Annotated in this window: 18 protein-coding genes; 4 read left to right on the top strand and 14 right to left on the bottom strand. The window is 74.0% G+C overall.

Going from position 1 to position 23,204, the window contains the following annotated elements; all coding sequences use genetic code 11:
- Positions 1 to 201: 201 nt before the first annotated feature.
- Positions 202 to 2,145 carry an N-acetylmuramoyl-L-alanine amidase gene (locus tag ACIPXM_RS19780; protein WP_401657010.1) on the top strand — a complete coding sequence of 648 codons (1,944 nt, stop codon included), beginning with the start codon at positions 202 to 204 and terminating at the stop codon, positions 2,143 to 2,145.
- Positions 2,146 to 2,316: 171 nt separating this feature from the next.
- Positions 2,317 to 4,557: a germacradienol/geosmin synthase gene (locus ACIPXM_RS19785; protein ID WP_401657013.1), complete on the top strand. Its 2,241-nt coding sequence runs from the start codon at positions 2,317 to 2,319 to the stop codon at positions 4,555 to 4,557.
- A 60-nt stretch (positions 4,558 to 4,617) separates the two neighbouring features.
- On the opposite strand, the gene ACIPXM_RS19790 is transcribed toward ACIPXM_RS19785, so the two are convergent.
- The 8 genes from ACIPXM_RS19790 to ACIPXM_RS19825 form a co-directional block, all read right to left on the bottom strand.
- A complete protein-coding gene (locus ACIPXM_RS19790) occupies positions 4,618 to 4,986 on the bottom strand; it encodes an RNA-binding S4 domain-containing protein (RefSeq protein ID WP_401657016.1) in 369 nt (122 codons plus the stop codon).
- Between the two features lie 19 nt (positions 4,987 to 5,005).
- Positions 5,006 to 5,506 (bottom strand): hypothetical protein, encoded by a 501-nt coding sequence (locus tag ACIPXM_RS19795; protein ID WP_401657019.1) that lies wholly within the window; start codon positions 5,504 to 5,506, stop codon positions 5,006 to 5,008.
- A 50-nt stretch (positions 5,507 to 5,556) separates the two neighbouring features.
- Entirely contained in the window at positions 5,557 to 8,760 is a 3,204-nt protein-coding gene (locus ACIPXM_RS19800; RefSeq protein WP_401657022.1) for an ATP-binding protein, read from the bottom strand.
- A 218-nt stretch (positions 8,761 to 8,978) separates the two neighbouring features.
- The gene (locus tag ACIPXM_RS19805) at positions 8,979 to 9,218 is read right to left on the bottom strand and encodes a DUF397 domain-containing protein (RefSeq protein ID WP_401657024.1); all 240 of its coding nucleotides are present in this window, start codon (positions 9,216 to 9,218) and stop codon (positions 8,979 to 8,981) included.
- An 89-nt stretch (positions 9,219 to 9,307) separates the two neighbouring features.
- Positions 9,308 to 10,483, bottom strand: a complete 1,176-nt coding sequence (locus ACIPXM_RS19810) for a thiolase domain-containing protein (protein WP_401657026.1) — start codon at positions 10,481 to 10,483, stop codon at positions 9,308 to 9,310.
- The gene (locus tag ACIPXM_RS19815; RefSeq protein ID WP_401657028.1) at positions 10,476 to 11,543 is read right to left on the bottom strand and encodes a thiolase domain-containing protein; all 1,068 of its coding nucleotides are present in this window, start codon (positions 11,541 to 11,543) and stop codon (positions 10,476 to 10,478) included. Before ACIPXM_RS19815 ends, ACIPXM_RS19810 begins: the two co-directional genes overlap by 8 nt.
- The gene (locus ACIPXM_RS19820; RefSeq protein ID WP_401657030.1) at positions 11,540 to 12,517 is read right to left on the bottom strand and encodes a Zn-ribbon domain-containing OB-fold protein; all 978 of its coding nucleotides are present in this window, start codon (positions 12,515 to 12,517) and stop codon (positions 11,540 to 11,542) included. The genes ACIPXM_RS19815 and ACIPXM_RS19820 overlap by 4 nt, the downstream gene beginning before the upstream one ends.
- A 133-nt stretch (positions 12,518 to 12,650) precedes the next feature.
- Positions 12,651 to 13,469 carry a crotonase/enoyl-CoA hydratase family protein gene (locus ACIPXM_RS19825; RefSeq protein WP_401657032.1) on the bottom strand — a complete coding sequence of 273 codons (819 nt, stop codon included), beginning with the start codon at positions 13,467 to 13,469 and terminating at the stop codon, positions 12,651 to 12,653.
- Positions 13,470 to 13,668: 199 nt separating this feature from the next.
- On the opposite strand from ACIPXM_RS19825, the gene ACIPXM_RS19830 reads away from it, so the two are divergent.
- Positions 13,669 to 15,303, top strand: coding sequence for an acyl-CoA synthetase (locus ACIPXM_RS19830; RefSeq protein WP_401657034.1), 1,635 nt, complete (start codon positions 13,669 to 13,671; stop codon positions 15,301 to 15,303).
- Positions 15,304 to 15,343: 40 nt separating this feature from the next.
- Here the strand turns inward: ACIPXM_RS19830 and ACIPXM_RS19835 are convergent, their stop codons facing one another.
- Positions 15,344 to 16,786, bottom strand: coding sequence for an alpha/beta fold hydrolase (locus ACIPXM_RS19835; RefSeq protein ID WP_401657036.1), 1,443 nt, complete (start codon positions 16,784 to 16,786; stop codon positions 15,344 to 15,346).
- 150 nt (positions 16,787 to 16,936) lie between these two features.
- Between ACIPXM_RS19835 and ACIPXM_RS19840 the strand changes: the two genes are divergently transcribed.
- A complete protein-coding gene (locus ACIPXM_RS19840; RefSeq protein ID WP_401657039.1) occupies positions 16,937 to 17,770 on the top strand; it encodes a pentapeptide repeat-containing protein in 834 nt (277 codons plus the stop codon).
- Positions 17,771 to 17,798: 28 nt separating this feature from the next.
- Here ACIPXM_RS19840 and ACIPXM_RS19845 read toward each other — a convergent pair whose 3' ends face one another.
- From ACIPXM_RS19845 to ACIPXM_RS19865, 5 genes are all read right to left on the bottom strand, one after another.
- On the bottom strand, positions 17,799 to 18,575 hold the full coding sequence (locus ACIPXM_RS19845; RefSeq protein ID WP_401657041.1) for a GNAT family N-acetyltransferase: 777 nt from the start codon (positions 18,573 to 18,575) through the stop codon (positions 17,799 to 17,801).
- Between the two features lie 76 nt (positions 18,576 to 18,651).
- Positions 18,652 to 19,869, bottom strand: a complete 1,218-nt coding sequence (locus ACIPXM_RS19850) for a cytochrome P450 (protein WP_401657043.1) — start codon at positions 19,867 to 19,869, stop codon at positions 18,652 to 18,654.
- Complete coding sequence (locus ACIPXM_RS19855) at positions 19,866 to 20,483, bottom strand: cupin domain-containing protein (protein WP_401657045.1); 618 nt, start codon at positions 20,481 to 20,483, stop codon at positions 19,866 to 19,868. Before ACIPXM_RS19855 ends, ACIPXM_RS19850 begins: the two co-directional genes overlap by 4 nt.
- A gap of 16 nt (positions 20,484 to 20,499) precedes the next feature.
- Positions 20,500 to 21,723, bottom strand: a complete 1,224-nt coding sequence (locus tag ACIPXM_RS19860; protein WP_401657047.1) for a cytochrome P450 — start codon at positions 21,721 to 21,723, stop codon at positions 20,500 to 20,502.
- Positions 21,720 to 22,880, bottom strand: coding sequence for a type III polyketide synthase (locus ACIPXM_RS19865; protein WP_401657049.1), 1,161 nt, complete (start codon positions 22,878 to 22,880; stop codon positions 21,720 to 21,722). The genes ACIPXM_RS19860 and ACIPXM_RS19865 overlap by 4 nt, the downstream gene beginning before the upstream one ends.
- Positions 22,881 to 23,204: the final 324 nt, after the last annotated feature.

The raw sequence follows: 23,204 nt of genomic DNA on the forward strand, positions 1-23,204 counted from the left end.
TGACGCGCCGCAGGCGGACGCGCCGCCCTGATGAAACTCCGCGCCGCTGCCGCCGCGGCTCCGCCGACGGCCGCGCTGACGTGCGAAATCGCCTGGTGTCCGGGGTGATTGACGGGGCGTCCGGGAGCCGCTACCCCTGTACGGATTCGGTTCCGCACGCCGCCCGGTCCCGGGGTCCCGTACGCCCGGGTCCGCACCGTCATGGAGGCCGCTTTGCTCCGTTCCCCGTTCCTTCGGCGTGCCGCGCCCGCCGTCCTGTTGCTGCCGTTGCTCGCCGGGGCGCCGCCGGCCGGGGCGGGGGTGGCGCGGGCGGGGTCGTTGCAGGGGCAGTTCGCGGGGGCGGCGGAGCGGCACGGGGTGCCGGTGAAAGTGCTGCTCGCGGTGTCGTACCTGCAGTCGCGCTGGGACACCCACGGCGGGGCACCGAGCGTGACCGGGGGCTACGGGCCGATGCACCTGACGGACGCGGCGACGGCGCTCGCGGACGCCCCGCACCACGCGGACGGTACGGAGGACGCGCGCGGTGACGACGCGCGGCCGCCCCGGACCGGCGCGGCCACGCGACCGGCCGCCGCCCCGTCGTCGGAGCGGCTGCGCACGCTGGTGCGGGCCGCCGCGTTGTCGGGCCGGTCGGCCGAGGCGCTGCGGACGGATCCGGGGGCGAACATCGACGGGGGCGCGGCGCTGCTCGCGGCGGCGCAGCGGGAGTCGGGGCGGGCGGCGAGCGCCGATCCGGCGGACTGGTACGGGGCGGTGGCCCGCTATTCGGGCGCGGACGACACGGCGACGGCCGCGGCCTACGCGAACGACGTGTTCGACGTGATCCGGACCGGCGAGGCCAGGACCACGGACTCGGGGCAGCGGGTGGTGCTCGCGGCCGATCCGGCGGTGGTCCCGGCGACCGGGCAGCTGGCGGCACTGGGGCTGCGGGCGCCCGCGAAGGGTCCGGTGGAGTGCCCTCGGTCGGTGGCCTGCGAGTGGGTCCCGGCGCCGTACGAGGAGTTCGGGGACGGCGACTACGGCAACCACGACAAGGCGGACCGGCCGGTCTCGCAGTCGGTCGACTACCTCGTCATCCATGACACCGAGGGCAGCTGGGACACCACCCTGAAGCTGGTGCGGGACCCGACGTATGTGTCCTGGCAGTACACGCTGCGGTCCTCGGACGGGCACATCGCCCAGCACGTGCCCCTGAAGGACGTCGCCTGGCACGCGGGCAACTGGTTCGTGAACGCCAAGTCGGTGGGTCTTGAGCACGAGGGTTTCCTGACGTCGCCGGACTCCTGGTACACGGAGGCGATGTACCGCTCGTCGGCGCGGCTGGTCAGATATCTGGCGAAGCGTTTCGACATCCCGCTGGACCGGCAGCACATCCTCGGGCACGACAATGTGCCGGGGACGACGGCCACCACCATCAAGGGGATGCACACGGACCCGGGCCCGTACTGGGACTGGGCGCACTACTTCCGGCTCCTCGGGCGGCCGATCGAACCGAGCGCGGGGGCGCGTGCCGGGGTGGTGACGATCCGGCCGGACTACGCGGCGCATCAGCCGGTGTACACGGGGTGCGTGACCGCCGGGGAGGCGTGCGCGCCGCACGGGAGCGGTGCGGTGCGCCTGCACACCGCGCCGAGCGCCGACGCGCCGCTGGTGGCGGACATCGGGCTGCGGCCGGACGGGCAGGCGGCGACGACCGGGGTGAACGACACGGGTGCGCGGGCGTCGACCGGCCAGAGTTTCGCGGTGGCGGAGCGGCGGGGCGACTGGACGGCGATCTGGTACCTCGGGCAGCGGGCGTGGTTCCTCAATCCGCGCCGGGAGCCCACGGCGGTGAACGCGCGGGGTCTCGTGCTCACCCCGAAGGAGGGTCTGGAGTCGGTGCCGGTGTACGGGCGGGCCTATCCGGAGGCGGCGGCGTATCCGGCGGGTGTGCCGGTGCAGGCGGTGGCGCCGCTGCCGTACCGGCTGCTCGCCGGGCAGCGGTACGTGGTGGGGGGCCGTACCCCGAGCGAGTACCTCTTCGCTCCCACGTTCGACACCACGGGTCATACAGTCGTACGCGGCCAGGAGGAGTACTACGAGATCCAGTTCGGCCACCGGGTGGCCTTTGTGAAGGTCGCTGACGTGCGGGTTTCCCGGGCCTGAGCGGGTTCGGCCGAAATCCGGCGGGTGCGGGCCGGACCGTGGCGGAGACCCCGGTCCGGCCCGCACATCATGGCGTTCATATGACTATTCCGGTGTCCGCGTCGGTCCCGGTCCCGAGGGGTAATGCTCGGCCGGACGACCGCCCGACGCTCACCGAAAGGCCCTCCTGGCATGGCTCAGCCCTTCACTCTGCCGGACTTCTATGTTCCGTATCCGGCCCGGCTCAATCCCCATCTGGCGGCGGCCCGCACCCACACGTGCGACTGGGCGCGGTCGATGGGGATGCTGGAGGGCTCGGGCATCTGGGAGGAGGCCGACCTCCAGGCGCACGACTACGCACTGCTCTGCTCCTACACCCACCCGGACTGCGACGAGGACACGCTCTCCCTGGTCACCGACTGGTACACGTGGGTGTTCTTCTTCGACGACCACTTCCTCGAAGTCTTCAAGCGCGTCCCCAACCGGGCCGCGGGCAAGGCGTATCTGGACCGGCTGCCGCTGTTCATGCCCGCCGACCCGGCGGCGGGGATGCCCGAGCCGACCAACCCGGTGGAGGCCGGGCTCGCCGACCTGTGGCGCCGGACCGTGCCCGCGATGTCCGAGGGATGGCGGACCCGGTTCGCCGAGGCCACCGAGGCGCTCCTGTACGAGTCGCTGTGGGAGCTGGACAACATCGACGAGGGCCGGATCGCCAATCCGGTGGAGTACATCGAGATGCGCCGCAAGGTGGGCGGCGCGCCCTGGTCGGCGGGGCTCGTGGAGTACGCGGCGGGCGCCGAGGTGCCCCATCAGGTCGCCTGGTCACGGCCGTTGCGGGTGCTGCGCGACTCCTTCTCGGACGCGGTGCACCTGCGCAACGACCTCTTCTCGTACCAGCGCGAGGTGGAGAAGGAGGGCGAGAACAGCAACGGCGTGCTCGTCCTGGAGACCTTCCTCGGCTGTACGACCCAGGAGGCGGCGGACGCGGTCAACGACCTGCTGACGTCACGGCTGCACCAGTTCGAGAACACGGCGCTCACCGAGGTGCCCGCGCTCTGCGTCGAGCACGGCCTCGGCCCGGCGGAGGCCGCCGCGATCGCCGCGTATGTGAAGGGCCTGCAGGACTGGCAGTCCGGCGGCCATGAGTGGCACCTGCGCTCCAGCCGCTACATGAACGAGGGCCTGGCCGGAGCGCCCACGAGCGGTGGCCTGCCGGGCGGAGCGCCGGGCGGGCTGCCGGGCGGAACACCGGGGGTGGTCGGCACCTCCGCCTTCGACATCCGCAATCTGCTCGGCCGCCCCGGCGCGAGCCGGTCCCGCTTCCTCGGCCACGTGCCGTTCCAGGAGGTCGGCCCTTCGCTGCTGCCCGAGTTCGAGCTGCCCTACCCGCTGGCCGTCAGCCCGCACCACGCCGAGGTCAAGCGGCGCTCGGAGGACTGGGCGGAGCGGATGGGGCTGCTCGACGACATCTGGGACCGGCGGATGATGGCCGGTTTCGACCTGGCGCTGTGCGCGGCGGGGATCGACCCGGACGGGGACCTGGTGGACCTGGAGATCAGCACCGGCTGGCTGACCTGGGGCACCTACGCGGACGACTACTACCCGATCGTGTTCGGCCGCTCGCGCAATCTGCCCGGGGCCAGGCAGCAGACCGACCGGCTCAAGTCCCTTCTGGCGTACGCCGATCCGGCGACGGCCGCGGCCTACGCGCTGAATGCGCTGGAGCGTTCGCTGGCCGACCTGTGGGCGCGCACGGTCGCGCCGATGGAGGCGTCGGCCGTGGCGCGGCTGCGCGAGGCCGTGGAGGTGATGCTGGACAGCTGGCTGTGGGAGCTGCACAACTCCGCCCAGCACCGGGTGCCCGACCCGGTCGACTACATCGAGATGCGCCGTTCGACCTTCGGCTCGGAGCTGACCACCCTGCTCGCCCGGCTGCGCCGGTCCGACTCGCTGCCGCCCGAGCTGCTGCGCAGCGGGACCGTGCGGGCCCTGGAGGGCGCGGTGATGGACTACGGGGCGCTGGTCAACGACCTGTTCTCGTACCAGAAGGAGATCGAGGTCGAGGGCGAGGTGCACAACGCCGTCCTGGTGGTGGAGAAGTTCTTCGACTGCGACTACCCGACGGCGATGCGGATGGTCCACGACCTGATGCGGGGCAGGCTCAGCCAGTACGAGCATCTGAAGCGGTACGAAGTGCCGTTGCTGTACGCGGACTTCGGCGTCGACGCGACCGGCCGGGCGGAGTTCGAGGCATACCTGCGGGAGTTGGAGGACTGGCTGGCCGGGGTCCTCAACTGGCACCGGAAGGTCCGGCGTTACGGTGCGCAGGACGTCCGGCGGGGTGCGGGCAGCACGGTGGCGCGGCGCGGACCGCAGGGGCTCGGCACCTCGGCGGCCCGGCTCACGGCGCTGTTCGGCACGCCGGTGGGCTGAGCCGCGGTGACGCGGGGACGCGGGGACGCACAGCGGGGCCGGGTGCGCGGCCCGGCCCGGTCAGGGGTGCAGGCCGCGCAGCCGGTCGAGGTCGCGGCGGTCGCGCTTGGTGGGGCGCCCGGCACCCCGGTCGCGGACCGCGGCGACCGGGATCTCCTCACGCGGCGGCGGGGGCGGGCTGTTGTCGACGTACGCCTCGGCGGCGGCGGGCGGCCCGACCCGCTTGGTGAGCAGCTGCTTGACCTCGACGATCCGCTGCCGGCCGCCGTGGAAGACCCGTACCTCGTCGCCGGGCTTCACGGGCTGGGCGGGCTTGGCCCGCTCCCCGTTGACCTTGACGTGTCCGGCCCGGCAGGCCGTGGCGGCCTGGGAGCGGGTCTTGGTGAGCCGCACGGCCCAGATCCAGCTGTCGACGCGTACGGCGCTCATCGGCCCCCGCCCTTCCCGGTCAGCCCTGCTGGAACAGCTCGGCGGGCAGCGGCTTGAGCAGCGCGTAGAGGTCGTCGGTGATCGGGCGGTCCCAACTGGCGATGGTGACCAGGACGTTGTCGCTGCGGTCGAACTGGACGCAGGAGATCCGGCTCTCGGAGAGCTTCAGACGGCGCACGATGAGCAGGTTGTCGCCCTGCATCACCGGGATGTCCTCGCGGCTCTGGACCTCGACCGGCTCGTCGTTCTCCAGGGCGGCGAGCAGCTGGGCGACCTCGAAGGGGACCTGTCCGTCGGCCAGCTCGCGGGCCGGGGAGCCCTCCGGGAGGTTGCCGATGATCATCGCGGGGCCGCGGCCGCCGAACAGGTCGTAGCGCAGGAAGACACCCTGGCAGCTGCCGTCGGGTGCCGGGAGGAGACCGGCGCCGAGATTGCCGGGCCAGTCCCCGGGGTCCATGGCCAGGACGTCGAAGTCCGGGCCCGCGGGTGTGGCGGCGCTACGGCGGCGGAGGAAGGACATACCGCCATGGTACGTGCCCCGGCGCGCGGTGCGGCGCGCCGGGGCCGGGCTCATCCGGCGGTGCCGCCGAGGGCCCGCAGCGCGCCCGCGAGACCGGCCCGGTCGGTGCCGAGCTTGCGGTACACGGCGGAGAGCAGCCGGGTGGCGGTGGCCCGGTCGACGCCGAGCGCGGTGCCCGGGTCCTCGCCGCGGGCGGCCAGGTCGGCGGCGGTGCGCTCACGGGCGGTGAGGGTGTCGGTGCCGGCCGGGCGGAGCGTGCGGGGGCGGAGCCCGGCGGCGGCGAGCGCGGCCCGGGCGTCCTCGACGAGGCCGTCGGCGCCGCAGCTCTCGGCGGTCTCCAGGCCGCGGTAGAGGTGCTCGGCGGCCTCTTGGACGCGGCCGGTGCGGCGCAGCGCGACACCGAGGGCGACGAGCGAGCGGGCCAGCTCGTAGGCGGCGGGCGACCGGTCGAGCCAGTCGACGGACTCCTCCAGGAGCTTGATCCGGTCGGCGTCGCCGGACACCTCGGCGGTGACCCGCAGGGCGTGGCCGATGGCGGAGGGGGCGCCGTACTGGCGGGCGCGTTCGACGGCGGCGAGGGCGGTGGTACGGGCCCGCTCGGGCGTCTCGCACGCCTCGGCGAGTGCGAGGTGCAGCTGCCAGGGGCACCAGGCGGGGTTGCGCATCCCGCGCGGGTCCAGGCGGCGGCCGACGGCGGCGAGCTCGGCGGCGGCCTCCTCGGTGCGGCCGAGGGCGAGCAGCAGTTCGCCGTGGACGGTCTGCGAGTCGGGGAAGGTGACGGCGGCCGGGAACGGTTCGCCGAAGTCGTGGGTGCGGGCGACCCGCTCGGCCTCGGCGGTACGGCCCCGGGCGAGCAGCACCTCGATCATCACCCCGGTGGCGTACCACTGGGCGGGGGTGCGCGGGCCGACCCGCTCGGCGAGCCGCAGTCCGGCGCGGACGAAGTCCTCGGCCTCGACGAGGCGGCCGCGCCGGTAGCGGATGTAGCCGAGCAGGGTGTACGCGAAGGAGAGATGGGCGCCGCGCCAGCCCTGGCGTTCGAACTCGGCGGTCCCGGCGGCGAAGAGTTCCTCGGCGCGGCCGGGCCGGTCGGCGTACAGGAAGGTGAGGGCGACCAGGACCGGAACCTCGAAGCCGCGGCTCTCGTCGGCCCAGCTGAGTCCGCCGGCCAGGGCCCGTTCGGCGTGGCCGAGGGCGACGGCGGAGGGTTCGGCGCGCAGGGTGGCGTCCCAGGCGCGCAGGCCGATGATGTAGCGCTCGGTGAGGTCGCGGCCGGTGAGCCGGTCGGCGAAGCGGGTGAGCCTGCGGGACCGGGCGGGCGAGTCGGGTTCGTCGGCACGGAAGGCGTCCCACATGAACTTCTCGGCCTGCATCCGCAGCTTGCTGCGGGCGTCGGTGGTGAGCCTGGCCTCCCGGTCGAGGAGTTCGGACGCCTCGACGAGCCGGTCGCTGTGGGCGAGCACCTGGGAGAGCCGGTAGACGATGCCGTGCCGGAGCGCGGCGTCGCCGACCGGCTCCTCCAGGGCGGCGCGCAGGTGGTTGACGGTGGTGGCGGGTTCGGTGAGCAGCGAGGCGCAGCCGAGTTCGAAGAGGACGGCGGCCCGCTCGTCGTGGTCCGGGGGTTCGCGCAGGGCGCGGGCGAGGTAGCGGCGTGCGGTGTCCGGGGCTCCGGCGCGCAGGGTCTCCTGGGCGGCGGCGCGCAGGTGCTGCACCACCCAGGGGTCGCCCTCGGGGTGGGTCTCGACGAGGTGGCGGGCGGCGGCGGTGGGGCCGAGTCCGGCGTCGACGACGCACCAGGCGGCCTGGCCGTGCAGGGCGACCCGAGTGGCGGGCGGGATGGCGTCGTAGACGGCGGTGGCGATGAGCGGGTGGACGAATTCGAGGGTGTCGGTGCCGCTGTCGGTGGCGTCGTCGCCCGGTGCCGGTCCGGCTGCCGGACCGCCGGACGCGGGCGCGGCGAGGACTCGGGCGTCCCTGAGCAGGGTGGCGGAGCGGGCGACGTCCTCGCCGCCGAGTCCGGCGACGGCGCCCGCGAGCTGCGGGGAGATCTCGGTGCCGAGGACGGCGCAGGCCCAGGCGAGCCGGACGGTGGCGGGGCCGAGGCGTTCGATCTGGGCGATCAGGCCGCTGCCCTTGACGGCGGCGGCGAGGTCGCGCAGGGCGGGGGCGCGGTCGGCGGTGGGTTCGAGGCCGCGGTCGCGGATGCGGGCGGCGAGCTCGACGGCCTCGAAGGGGTTGCCGGAGGTGACGGCCCAGAACTCCTGGCAGAAGGTCTCGTCGGCGTGGTCGCCGACCCGGTCGCGGACCAGCCGGGCGATGGCGTCGGAGGTGAGAGGTTCCAGGCCGAGCGGCCGCTGGCCTGAGCGGCGGCCGGTGAACTCCTCGCCGGTGTCGGGGAGTTCGTCGGGCCGGTAGGCGACGACGAGCAGCATCGGCAGTTCCTCGGCGCGCGGCGAGAACGCCGAGAGCCAGCCGAGGGATTCGGGATCGGCCCAGTGGGCGTCGTCGAGGACGACGACCAACGGGGCGCGGCGCACCGCGAGATGGGTGAGGACCCAGTCGAGTCCGTCGCGCAGGCCCTGCGGGTCGGGCGGCGCGCCCTCGGCGGCGGTGCACAGGCCGAGCGCGGGGCCGACGATGTCGTACCAGCCGCCGAGCCGTTCGCGCAGTTCGGTGCGGGAGGCACCGGCGAGCTGGGGCTGGATGAGCTGGCGGGCGACATGGAAGGCGACCCGCTGCTCCTGGTCGCCGCCGCGCGCGGACAGGACGGTGCAGCCCTTGGCGGCGGCGCGGCGGCGGACCTCGGTGAGCAGGGTGGTCTTGCCGAGTCCCGCGGGTGCGGCGAAGGCGAGCACGCCGCCGCGGCGCAGGGTGCGGCCGGTGGGCCCGGCGCCGGGGTCGGCGGGCCCGCGGGTCTGCCGTACCGCCGGGAACTCCCGTACCACGGACGGCTCGCGTACCACGGACGGCTCGCGCGGCCCGCCCGCCGGGTCCTGGGTTTCCGGGTCCCGGGCTTCCGGGTGCGTGGCGCGGCCGTCCGGGACCAGGCGCAGTGCGGGGGTGCCGGGGACCTGGCGGGGCTGCGGGACGCGGCCGGGCCGCTCGTGGGTGCCGCCCGGGGCGGTGCCCGGCGGGCCCGGGGCGGTGGGGATCCCGACGAGGAGGTTCAACGCCTCCTCTGCCGCCGCGAGTTCGGCCTCGCGTTCGAAGAGGCCGAAGCCTCGACCGGTCGGTCCGCCGGTGTGTGCTGCCATCGTCCACCCCCCACGCCGGGGGCGCACGCCCGGCGCACAGGGGTGCATCCGGGGCGGTCGCCCCAAGAAAGGCCCAGCGTACGCCGCGATGCCGCATCTGGGAGCAGGATTGTGGTGGTTGTGTGAAACCGTGCTACGGAGCTCGGTGGCGCGGCCGTTCGGGCGGGTGCGCGTGACCGAGGGGGGTGGTGCGCGCCGGGCGCGCACCACCCTTTCGGTCACGTCAGATCGAATTCGCCCTCGCGCGCGTTGACCACGAACGCCCGCCACTCGGCGGGGGTGAAGACGATCGAGGGCGCCTGCGGCCTGCGGGCGTTGCGCATCGCGATGAAGCCCTCCACGAACGCGATCTGAACGTCACCGACCCCCTGGCTGCCGGACCTCCAGTCCGCCCCGGACAGGTCGAGGTCGGGCATCTCCTGCCCCGCCAGACCGGTGATGGTGGTGCTCTCCGCCACGTCGTGCTCCTCTCGCGTGCCCGCGCGCGTCACGCTCCGCGCCTGTCAGGAGCCTCAGCGTAGCGAGCCGTCCCGGGCGCCGACACCCCTCAGGAGGACGGCGGCTCGGCACCCACGAGCCACATCGCGAAGAACTGCGCACCTCCCCCGTACGCGTGTCCGAGCGCCCTGCGTGCGCCCTCGACCTGGTGTTCGCCCGCCTGGCCGCGGACCTGGAGCGCCGCCTCGGCGAAGCGGATCATGCCGGAGGCGCCGATCGGATTGGTGGACAGGACACCGCCCGAGGGATTCACCGGCAGGTCGCCGTCGAGCTCGGTGACCCCGGCCTCGGTGAGCTTCCAGCCCTCGCCCTCCGCCGCGAAGCCCAGGTTCTCCAGCCACATCGGCTCGTACCAGGAGAACGGCACATACATCTCGACGGCGTCGATCTGGCGGCGCGGGTCGGTGATCCCGGCCTGCCGGTAGACGTCGGCGGCGCAGTCCTGCCCCGCCTGCGGCGAGACGAAGTCCTTGCCCGCGAACAGGGTGGGTTCGCTGCGCATCGCGCCGCCGTGCATCCAGGCGGGCGGCCGGGGCGAACGGGCCGCGCCCGCCCGGTCGGTGAGCACCATGGCGCAGGCGCCGTCGGAGGACGGGCAGGTCTCGGAGTAGCGGATCGGGTCCCACAGCATCGGGGACGCCTGCACCTTCTCCAGGGTGATGTCGTGCTCGTGGAGGTGGGCGTAGGGGTTCTTCAGGGCGTTGCGGCGGTCCTTGTACGCGACCAGGGAGCCGATCGCGTCGGGCGCGCCGGTGCGCCGCATGTAGGCGCGGACATGGGGCGCGAAGAAGCCGCCGGCGCCCGCGAGCAGCGGCTGCTGGAAGGGCACCGGCAGCGACAGGCCCCACATCGCGTTGGACTCGGACTGCTTCTCGAAGGCGAGGGTGAGCACGGTGCGGTGCACCCGCGCGGCCACCAGGTTGGCGGCGACGAGCGCGGTGGAGCCGCCGACGGAGCCCGCGGTGTGCACCCGGAGCATGGGCTTGCCGACCGCGCCGAGCGCGTCGGCCAGGTACAGCTCCGGCATCATCACGCCCTCGAAGAAGTCGGGGGCCTTGCCGATGACGACGGCGTCGATGTCCGCCCAGGTCAGTTCGGCGTCGGCGAGCGCGCGGACGGCGGCCTCGCGGACCAGACCGGCGAGCGAGACGTCGTGGCGGGCGGCGACGTGCTTGGTCTGGCCGACGCCGACGACGGCCACCGGCTCCTTCGATGTCCTAGCCACGGGGGTCTCCTTCGAGGACGGCGACCAGGTTCTGCTGGAGGCAGGGCCCGGAGGTGGCGTGCGCGAGGGCGCGGTCGGAGGCGCCGCGGTGGATCCGGGCGGCGGCCTCGCCGATCCGGATCAGCCCGGCGGCCATCATGGGGTTGGCGGCGAGCGCGCCGCCCGAGGGGTTCACCCGGACGTCGTCGCCGAGGCCGAGGGCGCGCCGCAGGACGACCTCCTGCGAGCTGAACGGGGCATGCAGCTCGGCGGTGTCCAGCGGGCGTTCGAAGGCCCCGGCGCGCTCGGCGGCGAGCCGGGCGGAGGGCGAGTCGGTGAGGTCGCGGACGCCGAGCGCGTGCGCCTCGATCCGGTGGTCCATGCCGGTGATCCAGGCGGGCCTGGCGCACAGTTCACGGGCCCGGTCCCCGGCGGCGAGGATCACCGCGGCGGCGCCGTCGCCGATCGGCGGGCAGTCGCCGGTGCGCAGCGGCGCGACGACGTAGTCGCCCTGCGGCCGGGCGCCGGGCAGCTGGGCGTGCGGGTTGGCGGTGGCGTCCTCGCGGCTGCGGGCGGCGACGGCGGCGAGCGCCGGTTCGTCGGTGTGGCCCGCGTCGACGAGCGCCTGGGCCTGGAGCGCGGCGAGGGCGACGGAGTCCGGCCAGAGCGGGGCCACGTAGTAGGGGTCGAGCTGGCGGGTGAGCACGTCGCGCACCGAGCCGGGCGAGGACTTGCCGTACGCGTAGACGAGCGCGGTGTCGGTCTCGCCGGTGAGCAGCTTCACCCATGCCTCGTACAGCGCCCAGGCGCCGTCCATCTCGACGTGCGACTCGGAGATCGGCGGCCAGGCGCCGACGCCGTCGAGGGCCATGGTGAAGGAGAAGGCCCGGCCCGCGAGGTAGTCGGAGGAGCCGGAGCAGGTGAAGCCGATGTCGGAGGTCTTCAGGCCGGTCTGCCGGAGCACGTCGTGCAGCACCGGCATCAGCATCTCGACCTCGGACACCTCGTCGGTGCGGCGGGTGTGGCCGGTCTGGGCGAAGGCGACGACCGCCACCTCGCGGCCCGGGTGCGCAGCGCTCACAGCAGCTCCTTGTACGTGTCGTAGTCGGCGTCCGGCTCGCCGCTGGGCCGGTAGTGGTCGGGGTAGCGGCCGCCCTCGGTCCACACGGGTTCGACCCGCAGACCCATCCGGACCTGGTCGTACGGGATGCCGCCGATCCGGCCGTGCAGGGCGAGCCCGGCGCCGTCGAGGGCGATGTGGGCGTAGACGTAGGGGACCTCGATGTCGAGGTTCTTCGCCTTGATGTTGACGATGCAGTACGTGGTGACGGTGCCGCGCGGGCCGACCTCGACCCGGTCGGTGGTGGCGACGCCGCAGGTGGGGCAGGCGCCGCGCGGCGGCACATAGACCTTGGCGCAGGACGGGCAGCGTTCGCCGACGGTGCGCTGTTCGGTCAGCGCCTGGAGATAGGCGGTCTGGGCGCGGCCCGGGCTGTAGGTGTAGTCGAGCCGGGCGGGGGCGACGATGCCGGTGACGGGGGCGTCGAAGACGCCGTCGTGGGTACGGGGTGCCCCCGCGTCGCCCGCCTCACCGGCCCCGGCCGTCCCGTCCTGGGACGGCTCGAAGCAGGCGATGTCGGTGATGGCGCCGTGCCGTTCGGCGGCCCAGCGGATCCGGACCCGCATCCCGGTGCGCACGGCGTCCGGGCCCGGCGCGTCGAGCGCGTGCAGGAGCGCGGTGTCGGCGCCGTCGAGGCGGACGAGCACCCAGGCGAAGGGGGTGTCGAGCGGCTGGCCGGGGCGCGGTTCAGGGTTCCAGGCCCAGGTGGTGACGGTGCCGGTGGCGCCGACCTCGACGAGTTCGCGCAGCTCGGCGGCGGTCTCGGGGTCGTACTCGACGGGCGGCACGAGGATCCGGCCCGCCTCGGTGCGGACGCCGAGCGGGACGCGCTCGCGCAGGCCGGTGAGGAAGGCGGACTGGACGGGTCCGAGGGAGCGGGTGAAGGGGAACTCGACGACGAGCGGCGCGCGGAGGGTTTCCGGGGCGGAGGTCATGGCGGCTCCTGAGTGGGCGGTCGGGGGCGGGAAGTCCGGGCCTGGTGGTCCGGGCCGGGCGGTCCGGGCGCGGCGGCGGTCCGGGCACGGCCGTGGCCCGGGGGCGGGCCGGGGCAGGCGCGGGGCCGGGGCGTCACTCCCGGCGGTAGACCGGCGGGCGTTTCTCGGCGAAGGCGCGGGCGCCCTCCTTGGCGTCGGCCGTGGCGAAGACCGGCCAGCCGCGCTTGAGTTCGGCGGCCAGGCCCTCCTGCTCGGTCAGCTCGGCGGCCTCGTACACGGACGCCTTGACGGCCTCGACGGCGAGCGGCCCGCAGGCGTTGATCTGTTCGGCGATCTCCAGGGCGGTGTCGAGGGCGGTCCCCTCGGGCACCACGCGGCCGACCAGGCCGATGGCGGCGGCCTCTTCGGCGGTGTAGGCGCGCCCGGTGAGCAGCATCTCCAGGGCGTGGGTGCGCGGGATCTGGCGGGGCAGCCGGACGGTGGAGCCGCCGATCGGGAACAGACCGCGGCGGACCTCGAAGAGCCCGAAGGTGGCGGTGGCGCCGGCCACCCGGATGTCGGTGCCCTGGAGGATCTCGGTGCCGCCGGCCACGCAGTGGCCCTCGACGGCGGCGATGACCGGCTTGCGCGGCCGGTGGTGGCGCAGCATCGCCTTCCAGTGCAGATCGGGGTCGGCGGTCATCCGGTCCCGGTAGTGGTCGCCCGCCATGCCGCCGCCGGCGAGGGCCTTGAGGTCCATGCCCGCGCAGAACACGCCGCCCGCGCCGGTCAGGACGACGGACCGGACGGTGTCGTCCTCGTCGGCGGCGAGCCAGCCGTCGTACAGCCCGACCAGCATGGGCAGCGACAGGGCGTTCTTCGCCTCGGGGCGGTTCAGGGTGAGGACGAGGGTGGCGCCTTCGCGCCGGACGGTGAGGTGTTCGGTGCTGGCGCTCTCAGGCGTCTTGGCCATGTCTGACGTCTCCCGACTCCCGTACGCGGTCCCGTACGCATTTCTGGAACAGGTTGCAGGAGTGCCGGGATCAGTTCAATAGTTTTCTGACACTCAGTCAGATTCTTCTGCGCACCCCCTTCCCCCCTCCGCGCTTCGGCGCTCTAATGACCGCCCAGTGACCGACGGGGGTCAGCTCGGGCCAGGATCAGGAGGAACGGTGGAGTACAACCTTGCCGACCTGTTCGAATCGGTCGTCGACGTGGTCCCGGACCGCGAGGCGCTGGTCTACGTCGACCACCCCGGCACCGGCGCGGAGACCCGGCTGACCTACGCCGAACTGGACGCCGCCGCCAACCGCCTCGCCCATCACCTGATCGACGCGGGCCTGCGGCCCGGCGAGCACCTCGGGCTCCACCTCTACAACGGCACCGAGTACCTGCAGACGGTGCTCGCCTGTCTGAAGGCCCGGCTGGTGCCGGTGAACGTCAACTACCGTTACGTGGAGGAGGAGCTGGTCTACCTCTACCGCGACGCCGACCTGGCCGGACTCGTCTTCGACGCCGAGTTCACCGAGCGGGTCGCGGGCGCGCTGCCGCGGACGGAGAAGCTGCGGCACCTCGTGCGGGTGGGGACCCCGCCCGAGGACAGCGCCGCGGCCGCCGCCCTCGACTGCGTCGAGTTCGCGGACGCGGTGGCGGCCGGGTCGCCGGAGCGGGGCTTCGCACCGCGCTCGCCCGACGACCTGTTCATCATCTACACCGGCGGCACCACCGGCATGCCGAAGGGCGTGATGTGGCGCCAGGAGGACCTGTTCTTCGCGGGCCTGTTCGGCGGCGACCCGAGCGGGGAGCCGGTGAAGCGGCCGGAGGAGCTGGCCGAGCGGGTCGCGGCGGGCGGTGCGGGGATCACCTTCTTCCCCACTCCCCCGCTGATGCACGGCACCTCGACGCTCACCTCTTTCATCGCCTTCAACTACGGGCAGCGGGTGGTGATCCACCGCAAGTACGTGCCCGAGCAGGTGCTCCGCACCATCGCCAAGGAGAAGGTGTCCAGCGTGTCGCTGGTCGGCGACGCGATGCTGCGGCCGCTGATCGACGCCCTGCACGGGCCGCTGAAGGGCACCGACCTGTCCTCGCTGTTCAGCCTCTCCTCGTCCGGCGCGATCATGTCGGACACCGTCCGCGACCAGTTCCGCGCGCTCGCCCCGAACGTGCTGCTCCTGAACAACTTCGGTTCGTCCGAGTCGGGTTCGAACGGCCGGGCCACCGACGACTCGGGACCGGCCAAGGGCTTCCGGCTGCACGTCAACGAGCGCACCCAGGTGGTCGACCCGGCCACCCACAAACCAGTCGCGGTCGGCGAGGTCGGCCGGCTCGCGCAGCGCGGCCATGTGCCGCTCGGCTACTACAACGACGCGGCGAAGACCGCCGAGACCTTCTTCCAGAAGGGCGCCGAACGCTGGGTGCTGCTCGGCGACATGGCCACCGTCGGCGAGGACGGCATCGTCACGGTCCTCGGCCGGGGCTCGCAGTGCATCAACACCGGGGGCGAGAAGGTGTACCCGGAGGAGGTGGAGCAGGCCCTGAAGTCGCACCCCGACGTGTACGACGCGCTGGTCGCCGGGGTTCCGGACGCCACCTGGGGCAGCCATGTGGCGGCCGTCGTCCAACTCCGCGACGGGGCAGCCCCCTTGGACCTGCTTGCGATCCAGAGCCACTGCCGCACCCGGCTCGCCGGATACAAGGTGCCGCGCCAGCTGGTGCTCACCGACGAGATCCAGCGCTCGCCCAGCGGCAAGGCGGACTACCGCTGGGCCCGTACGGTGGCCACGGACGCCGACCGCTCCGCCTGACCGTTCCGCGACCGCCCGGCCCCGTCGCCGCCCGCCGTCGCTACACGCCGAACGTCCGCAGCTCGTCGGCCAGCTGCGCCTGCGGCAGATGGCTGTCCGGGCCGCCGCCGAGGACCAGGGTGGGCACGGTGATCGCACCGAGCCCGTCCCGCCAGGCCGGGTCGGGGTCGTTCAGGTCGGCGTTGGTGGCGTCGAGCACCGCCCAGTCGAAGGCGGCCCCCGGTTCCGGGGGCCCGGCCGGGCCGCGCCGTGGGTCGAGCGGCACGAACACCGGCGGGTCCTCCAGGACCAGCCGTCCGATCAGTCCGGGCTCGCGCTGGGCCAGCAGGTACGCGGCGGCGGCGCCCATCGAGTGCGCCACCACGGTGGCCCCGGCGAGGCCCAACGCCCGCATGAAACCGCCGAGTTCGTCGCGGAGGTCCGCGAAGCCGTACCGGCCGGGACGGTCGCTCAGCCCGTGGCCGCGCAGGTCGACCGCGTACACCCGCCGCTCCGCGGCCAGTTCGGCCGCGACCGGTGCCCAGTCGGCGCCGTCGGCGCCCCGCCCATGGACCAGGACCAGCGGCGGCGCGTCCACCGGACCGGACACCCGGTACGCGAGCCGCACCCCGTCGACGGTGACCGTGGACACCTCGGGGTCGAGGAAGGCGGCGAGCGGGCGGACGAACGCCCCGGGGTCGTCGACCCACGGGAAGTGCCCGGCGCCCTCCTGGACCACGAGTTCGGCGCCCGGGAAGCAGGCGGCGAGCTCCGCCGCCTTGGCGGGGGCGGGCCCGGGGTCGTACCCGCCCGCGAGGACGAGGACGGGCACGGTGAGCGCGCGCAGCGCGGCTCGGGTGGTCTCCGGGTCGAAGGCGCCGGGTGCGTAGAAGCTTTGTGCGGCGGGCCAGTTCACCTGCTGGTCGATCCGGCTCGCGTGCGCCTGGGCGGCCTCGTCCCAGCGGCCGTACCCGAACGGCAGGACGATCCTGGCCTCCTCCTGGGGAGAGGTGTCCGGGCCGATCGATTCGAGCGCGGCGCGCGCCGCTGGGTACCAGGGCCGGTCGGCGAAGAGCGTCTCGGCCACCGCGTCCCACTCGTCGTCGGAGGTCTCGACGCCGACCGCGCGGGTGCCCGGGGTGACCAGGACCAGGGAGCGGACGCGCTCGGGGTGCGCGGCGGCGTACAGGGTGGCCAGGTTGCCGCCCGCCGAGTGCCCGAGCAGGTCGATCCGGTCGAGGCCCAGGTGCGCGCGGAACGCCTCGACGTCGGCGACCTGCCGGTCGCAGCGGTAGCTCGCCGGGTCGGCGGGCGTCTCGCTGCCGCCGGTGCCCCGGGGCTCCAGGATCAGCAGCGTGCGGTGCGCGGTGAGCCCGCCGAGGTCGCCGAGGTAGTCGGCGTTCCGCATCGGGCCGCCGGGCAGCACGATCAGCGGGTCCCCCGGCGCGTCGCCGAGGGTCCGGTGGCGCAGTCGGGTGCCGTCGTACGAGGTGAAGCGGTCCATGCGGCCGATCATGATCACCCGACGCCGGGCACCGCAAGCGATTTCACCGAAGGCGTGCACCGCCGGTCGGCCCGGCGCGGCCGACGGGACACCGCCGGGGCGCGATACGGTGGAACGTCCGCCCCCACCAGCGAAGGAACCCGTTCCGCCGTGTCCCAGACCCGTCCGGCCGCACCGCTCTCCCCCGACGAGCTGCGCGGGGACTGCGCCAATTGTTTCGGGCTCTGCTGTGTGGCGCTGCCCTTCGCCCGGTCGCACGACTTCGCCGTGGACAAGGCATCGGGCGAGCCCTGCCGCAACCTCCAGGACGACTTCCGCTGCGGCATCCACACCCGGCTGCGTGACTCCGGTTTCCCCGGCTGCACCGTCTACGACTGCTTCGGCGCCGGTCAGCACGTCTCGCAGGTCACCTTCGGCGGGGTGTCCTGGCGTACGGAGCCGGGCAGCGCGCGGCAGATGTACGAGGTGTTCCCGGTGGTGCGCCAGCTGTACGAGCTGCTGCGCTATCTCACCGAGGCCCGCGCCCTCGCGGCCGCCCGGCCGCTCCACGCCGACCTGGACCGGGCGCTCGCCCGGGTGACGGCGCTGACCGAGGGCGACGCGGCGGCCCTGGAGAAGCTGGACGTGGCGCCGGTGCGGGCCGAGGTGAACCCGCTGCTGCTTCGCGCCAGTGAACTGGTCCGTGCGGCGGCCGGCGGCAAGCCGAAGAACCGGCGCGGCGCCGACCTGATCGGCAAGCGGCTGCGCGGTGCCCGGCTGCGGGGCGCCGACCTGCGCGGGGCGCTGCTGATCGCGGCCGATCTGACCGGGGCGGACCTCTCGCTGGCCGATCTGATCGGCGCGGACCTGCGGGACGCGGACCTGTCGGGCGCGGATCTCACCGGCGCCCTGTTCCTGACCCAGCCGCAGCTGAACGCGGCCCGTGGCGACGCGGCCACCCGCCTCCCGGACGGCTTCACCCGCCCGGCGCACTGGGCCCGCTGACCGGCCCGTACGCCGCCGGGGCCGGGTCCTAGAACTCGTACAGGTACGGCGTCGTCGTGGTCAGTTCGGCGAAGCCGAGGCGGGCCAGGATCGGGCGGCTGGTGTCGCGGGCGTCGACCTGGAGGTAGCGGTAGCCGCGGTCGACGGCGAGCCGGGCGCGGTGGGCGACCAGGGCGCGGTAGAGGCCGCGGCCGCGCCACTCGGCGAGGGTGCCGCCGCCGTACAGGCCCGCGAAGTCGGTGCCGGGGGTGAGGTCGAGCCGGGCGGAGCTGACCGGGACGCCGTCGGCGAGGGCGAGGACGGCCACGATGGTGCCGGGCGCCGCCGCCAGCTGGTCGAGCATCCGCTGGGCGGACTCGGACGAGTCGGCGCCGAAGGCTCTCGCCTGCACGTCGGCGACCTTCCGTACGCCCTCCTCGTCGGTGACGGCCGCCAGGGTGACGCCGTCGGGGAGCGGGACGGGCGCGGCCACCGTGCGGGCCTCGGCGACCATCACGGTCTCCCGTTCGTCGGGGACGAATCCGGCGGCGAGGAGTCGCCCGGGCAGGTCGGCGGGCCCGTCGTGGCCGTACAGCTTCCATTCGAAGGAACGCTCTGCCGCACGGAAGTGGGCGATCTGGGCGGCGATGGCCGCGTCGGCGTCGGCCGGGCCGAGTCCTGACCAGAGCACCCCGTTCCAGGCGTGGGCCGGTCCTGTCGTACGGACGACGAGGCCGTCCCGCTCGACGCGCGAGCCGGGCCCTTCGGGTGCTGCCGCGATGCGGAGCTGGCGGTCGTGGAGGGTGCGCAGTGCGATGAGATCCATGGCGTGCACCTCACCACCGACCGGGCCGCCCCCGCGAGCGAATTCTCGCCGGTGGCGGGGGCGGGCGGCGGTTCGGTCACCAGGTGACGGGCAGGTGTTCCGGGCCGCGGTTGACGGAGCCGGTGCGCCAGGCGATCGTGTCCGCGGGTCGGGCGAGGGCGAGGCCGGGGAAGTGTTGGAGCAGGGTGCCGAGCATGATCTCGGCCTCCAGACGGGCGAGTTGGGCGCCCGCGCAGTAGTGCGCGCCGTGGCCGAAGGCGAGGTGCGGGCCCTCGTCGCGGTCGAGGTCGAGCCGGTCGGGGTCGGTGAAGACGGCGGGGTCGCGGTTGGCGGCGGGGTAGAAGACGTAGACGGCGTCGCCCTCGGGGATGGTGACCCCGCCGACCTCGATGTCCGCGGTGGCGATCCGGGGCATGCCGACGCCGTTGCGCTGCGGGATGAAGCGGAGCAGTTCGTCGACGGCCCGGGGCAGCCCGGCGGGCCGGGCGCGCAGCCGCGCTGTCTGGCCGGGGTGGGTGAGCAGCAGGTACGCCATGGTGGCGACGATGTTGCGGACCGCGTCGAGCCCGTTGAGGGTGAGCATCACGGCCATCGAGACGAGTTCGGGGGTGCTGAGGGCGCCGGTGGCGCGGGCCGCGGCGAGTTCGCTGACGAGGTCGTCGGCGGGGTGGTCGGCGCGGTGCCGGGCGAGGTCGGCGAAGTAGCCCGCGATCTGTCTCTTCACGGATTCGCCCGCCGCCGCGGTGGTGTCGTGGGCGAGGAGTCCGGCCCGCCAGGTGTCGACGCGGCCGAGATCGGCGGCCGGGACGCCGAGGAGTTCGGCGACGACGGTGGCGGACAGCGGGCCGACGAAGTCGTCGGCGAGGTCGGCGGGCGGGCCGGTGTCGAGCAGGACGCGGGCCCGGGCCTCGGCGGCCTGCCGGGTGTGCTCGCGCAGCTCGGTGATCCGGCGGCGGCCGAAGGTGGGGGCGATGAGGCGGCGCAGCCGGGTGTGGTCGGGCGGGTCGGCCCGGCCGACACCGCCGGCCGGGGCGAGGGTGTGCGGGGTGGTGCTGGTGATGGGGCGGCCGACGGTGAGCGCGCGGCTGAGGCGGGCGTCGGCGGAGACGAGTTTGACGTCCTCGTAGCGGGTGACCAGCCAGGCGTGGCCCTCGCCGTGCGGCAGCCGGATCCGGGCCACCGGCTCCTCGTGGAGCAGCCGGTACGGCACGGGGTCGAAGTCCGTGCCGGGCAGCGGGCCCACGGCCCAGTCGTGGACGACCGGGCCGTGGGGCGGTCTCGGGGGTTCCGTCATGGGGTGGCGGCTCTCTCGGGGGTGACGGCGTTCGCGGCGTGCGGGGCGCGGGGCTCGGCCCGTACCCCGGCGTCGTGGCGCAGTGGGGTGATCTGGTCGATGTCGTAGCGGATCCGCAGCCGCTCGATGGCTTCGTGGTCGACCTGGCCGCCGGGGCCCGCGGAGTTCAGGATGTCCATCAGCTCCTCGAAGTACCGCTCGTGGTCGGGCGGCGGCGATGCCTGGAACAGCATCCGTACGGGGGCGCCGGTGGGGTTGGCGAAGGCGTGCGGGCAGCCCGGCGGCACCAGGATCAGGGTGCCGGGGGTGGCGCGGACGGCCCGCTGCCCGGAGGCGGACTCCCACTCCCGCCAGCTGTCGCGGGTGCGCACCAGCGGTTCGAAGGCGAGCACGTCGAGCTCGCCCTCCAGGACGTAGAAGAGTTCCTCGCTGTGGCCGTGGGCGTGCGCGCCGACGTCGAATCCCGGCGGGACGACGACCTCGAAGGTGGAGGCGGTACGGGTGTGCTCGCCGGTCACCTTGAAGGTGACGTGCTGGGCTGCGGTGGTCAGGGTCCTGCCGTGGCCGGGCGGCACGATGAGGCCGCCGCCCGGTCCGATGGCGGTCGCGGTCACGGGGCGGTGGTTCCTCTCACCAGACGACGGGCAGGGTCTCGGGGCCGCGGATCAGCGCGCCGCGCTGCCAGCGGATGTCCTCCTCGGGGACGGCGAGCCGCAGGTCGGGGAAGCGGGTCCACAGGGATTCGAGCAGGATGGTGGACTCGATCCGGGCGAGCATGGAGCCGGGGCAGTAGTGCGGGCCGTAGCCGAAGGAGACGTGCGGGTTGTCGGCGCGGCCGATGTCGAACTCCTCCGGGTCGGCGAAGACGGCCGGGTCGCGGTTGGCGGTGAGGTAGGAGACGTACACCGCCTCGTCCTTGGGGATGCGGACGCCGCCGACCTCGACGTCCTCCAGGGCGATCCGGGAGAGGCCGACCGCGTTGCGGTGCGGGATGTAGCGGAGGAGTTCCTCGATGGCCTGCGGGAGCAGGGCGGGCTCGGCGCGCAGCCGGGCGAGCTGGGCGGGGTGGGTGAGCAGCGCGTAGATCATGTTGGCGCTGTTGTTGCGGACGGCGTGGGCGCCGCCGATCTGGATGAGGACGGCGAGGCCGACGGCCTCCTGTTCGTCGAGGGTGCCCTCGTCGACGGCGTCGGCGAGGACGGCGGCGAGGAACTCCTGTCCGGTGCCGTGGCTGCGGCCGATGAGTTCGGTGAAGTAGCGTGCCATGTCGGCCTTGGCGCGCTCTCCGGCCTCGCGTCCGGCGCCGGCGGTGAGGATGCCGTCGGTCCAGCGGCCCATCAGCGGCTGGTCGCCCTCGGGGACGCCCATCAGTTCACTGACCATGGCGAGCGGGAACGGGCGGTTGACCAGGGCCATCAGGTCGGCGGGCGGGCCGTGTTCCTCGACCCGGTCGAGGAGCCGGTCCATCACGCTCTGGGCGTGGCCGCGCAGTGTCTCCAGGGCGCGGGCGCTGAAGGCGCGGCCGACGACCCGGCGCATCCGGGTGTGGTCCGGCGGGTCGGCGAAGCCGACGGCGCCTTCCATCGGGATGAAGTGCGGGGCGACCCGGGTGATGGAGCGGCCGTAGACGGCCTGGCGGCTGAACCGGGGGTCGGCGGAGACGAACTTGACGTCCTCGTAGCGGGTGACGAGCCAGGCGTGGCCCTCGCCGTTGGGGAGCCGGACGCGGGTGACCGGGTCCTCGTGGAGGAGGCGGGCGAGGAGCGGGTCGAAGTCGAGTCCGGTGAGGTCGGGGACGGCCCAGAAGTGGATCCGGGGCTCGTCCTTGAGATCGGTGAGGGGGGTCGTCGTCATGAGGTCACCGCCGCTGTGGTGGGGAGGGGGGTGGGGAAGGGGGTCGGGGTGGGGGCCTGGGCCGGGATGCCGAGGGTGCGGGCCGCGGGCCGTTCGGGCGTCGCCGGGTCCGTGGTCCAGCTGCCGAGGGAGATCTCGGCGGTGATGCCGGGCCCGAATCCGGCGAGGATGCCGGTGGCGCCGGGGCGCGGGCCGCCGTCCTCGGCGAAGAGGCGGCGCAGCGCGTCGAGGACGACGGCGCTGGCGATGTTGCCGTACTCGGTGAGCGTGGCCCGGCTGAAGCGGAACATGTCGGCGGGCACGTCGAGGTGCTTGCCGAGGTCGTCGAGGATGCGCGGGCCGCCCGCGTGGATCAGGTAGAAGTCCTGGCGGCCCGCGTCGCGGCCGTGGCGTGCGGCGAGGTCGACGAGGGCGGGCGCGAGCTGCTCCATGGTGCCGGGGACCCGCTTGTCGAGCAGGAAGTGGAAGCCGGTCTCGCGGACCTTGTAGGCGATCCAGTCCTCGCTGTCGGGCACCAGGTGGGAGCCGTTGCGTTCGAGACGGATGCCGGTGCCGCCGGAGCCGCGGACCACGGCGGCGGCGACGGCGTCGCCGAAGAGGCCGTTGGAGAGCAGGTTGCCGACGCCGAGATCGGCGGGCTGGTAGCAGAGCGAACAGAACTCGCAGGCGACGATCAACGCGTTGGCGCCCGGGTAGGCGGCGCAGAAGTCGTGGGCGCGGTTGATCGCCGCGCCGCCCGCGGCGCAGCCGAGCTGGGCGATGGGGAGCTGGCGGGTGTCGGGGCGGAAGCCCAGGTTGTTGATCATCCAGGCGGTGAGCGACGGCATCGTGAAGCCGGTGCAGGAGACGTAGACGATCAGGTCGATGTCGGCGGCGGCGAGTCCGGCGTGGGCCAGTGCCTCGTGGACCACGGCGGGGACGCGGGCCTTGGCCTCGGTCTCGTACACCTCGTTGCGCGCCTCGAAGCCGGGGTGGGCGAGGGTGCGCTCGATGGGCTGCACCAGATGCCGTTTCTCGACGCCCGTGTTGCCGATCAGCCGCAGGACGAGCGGCAGCGACGGGTGGCCCGCGTGCAGGGTGCGGGCCAGGTCGAGGGTCTCTCGCTGGGTGATCACGTGCTCGGGCACGGCGACGGCGGGACGGCACAGGACGGGCATGGGGGTTCGTGTTCCATTTCGTCCGGGGGTGGGGAGGGAAGCCGGACGGCATCATCTTCAGGTCCCCTTTCCCCCGCCGAGCACCGTTCGCGCCCCCCGGGGCGCAATCGCACCCGATGGTGTGATCTTCGTCGGGCGGCGGGAGCGCGCCACCGCTCGGGCGGGCGTACGAGAGGGGCGCACGGACGAGAAAACCCGCCCCGACCTCTTGCCAAGGCCCGGGGGCGGCCGGTTTTACTGGGCCCGCAAGGATCTACCGAATGATCGGTCGCCCGTTTTGCGGGACGGTACGCGGGGCGGTCCGCAGGGCGGTACGAGGCTGGT

The sequence above is a fragment of the Streptomyces sp. NPDC090025 genome (genome assembly GCF_044748125.1).
In the GTDB taxonomy this organism is placed as follows: domain Bacteria; phylum Actinomycetota; class Actinomycetes; order Streptomycetales; family Streptomycetaceae; genus Streptomyces.

Excerpts from the sequence above, each read along its gene's own strand:
- ACIPXM_RS19780 (WP_401657010.1), top strand. The coding sequence starts at position 202 with ATGGAGGCCGCTTTGCTCCGTTCCCCGTTCCTTCGGCGTGCCGCGCCC.
- ACIPXM_RS19785 (WP_401657013.1), top strand. The coding sequence starts at position 2,317 with ATGGCTCAGCCCTTCACTCTGCCGGACTTCTATGTTCCGTATCCGGCC.
- ACIPXM_RS19790 (WP_401657016.1), bottom strand. The coding sequence starts at position 4,986 with ATGAGCGCCGTACGCGTCGACAGCTGGATCTGGGCCGTGCGGCTCACC.
- ACIPXM_RS19795 (WP_401657019.1), bottom strand. The coding sequence starts at position 5,506 with ATGTCCTTCCTCCGCCGCCGTAGCGCCGCCACACCCGCGGGCCCGGAC.
- ACIPXM_RS19800 (WP_401657022.1), bottom strand. The coding sequence starts at position 8,760 with ATGGCAGCACACACCGGCGGACCGACCGGTCGAGGCTTCGGCCTCTTC.
- ACIPXM_RS19820 (WP_401657030.1), bottom strand. The coding sequence starts at position 12,517 with ATGACCTCCGCCCCGGAAACCCTCCGCGCGCCGCTCGTCGTCGAGTTC.
- ACIPXM_RS19825 (WP_401657032.1), bottom strand. The coding sequence starts at position 13,469 with ATGGCCAAGACGCCTGAGAGCGCCAGCACCGAACACCTCACCGTCCGG.
- ACIPXM_RS19835 (WP_401657036.1), bottom strand. The coding sequence starts at position 16,786 with ATGGACCGCTTCACCTCGTACGACGGCACCCGACTGCGCCACCGGACC.
- ACIPXM_RS19845 (WP_401657041.1), bottom strand. The coding sequence starts at position 18,575 with ATGGATCTCATCGCACTGCGCACCCTCCACGACCGCCAGCTCCGCATC.
- ACIPXM_RS19850 (WP_401657043.1), bottom strand. The coding sequence starts at position 19,869 with ATGACGGAACCCCCGAGACCGCCCCACGGCCCGGTCGTCCACGACTGG.
- ACIPXM_RS19860 (WP_401657047.1), bottom strand. The coding sequence starts at position 21,723 with ATGACGACGACCCCCCTCACCGATCTCAAGGACGAGCCCCGGATCCAC.
- ACIPXM_RS19865 (WP_401657049.1), bottom strand. The coding sequence starts at position 22,880 with ATGCCCGTCCTGTGCCGTCCCGCCGTCGCCGTGCCCGAGCACGTGATC.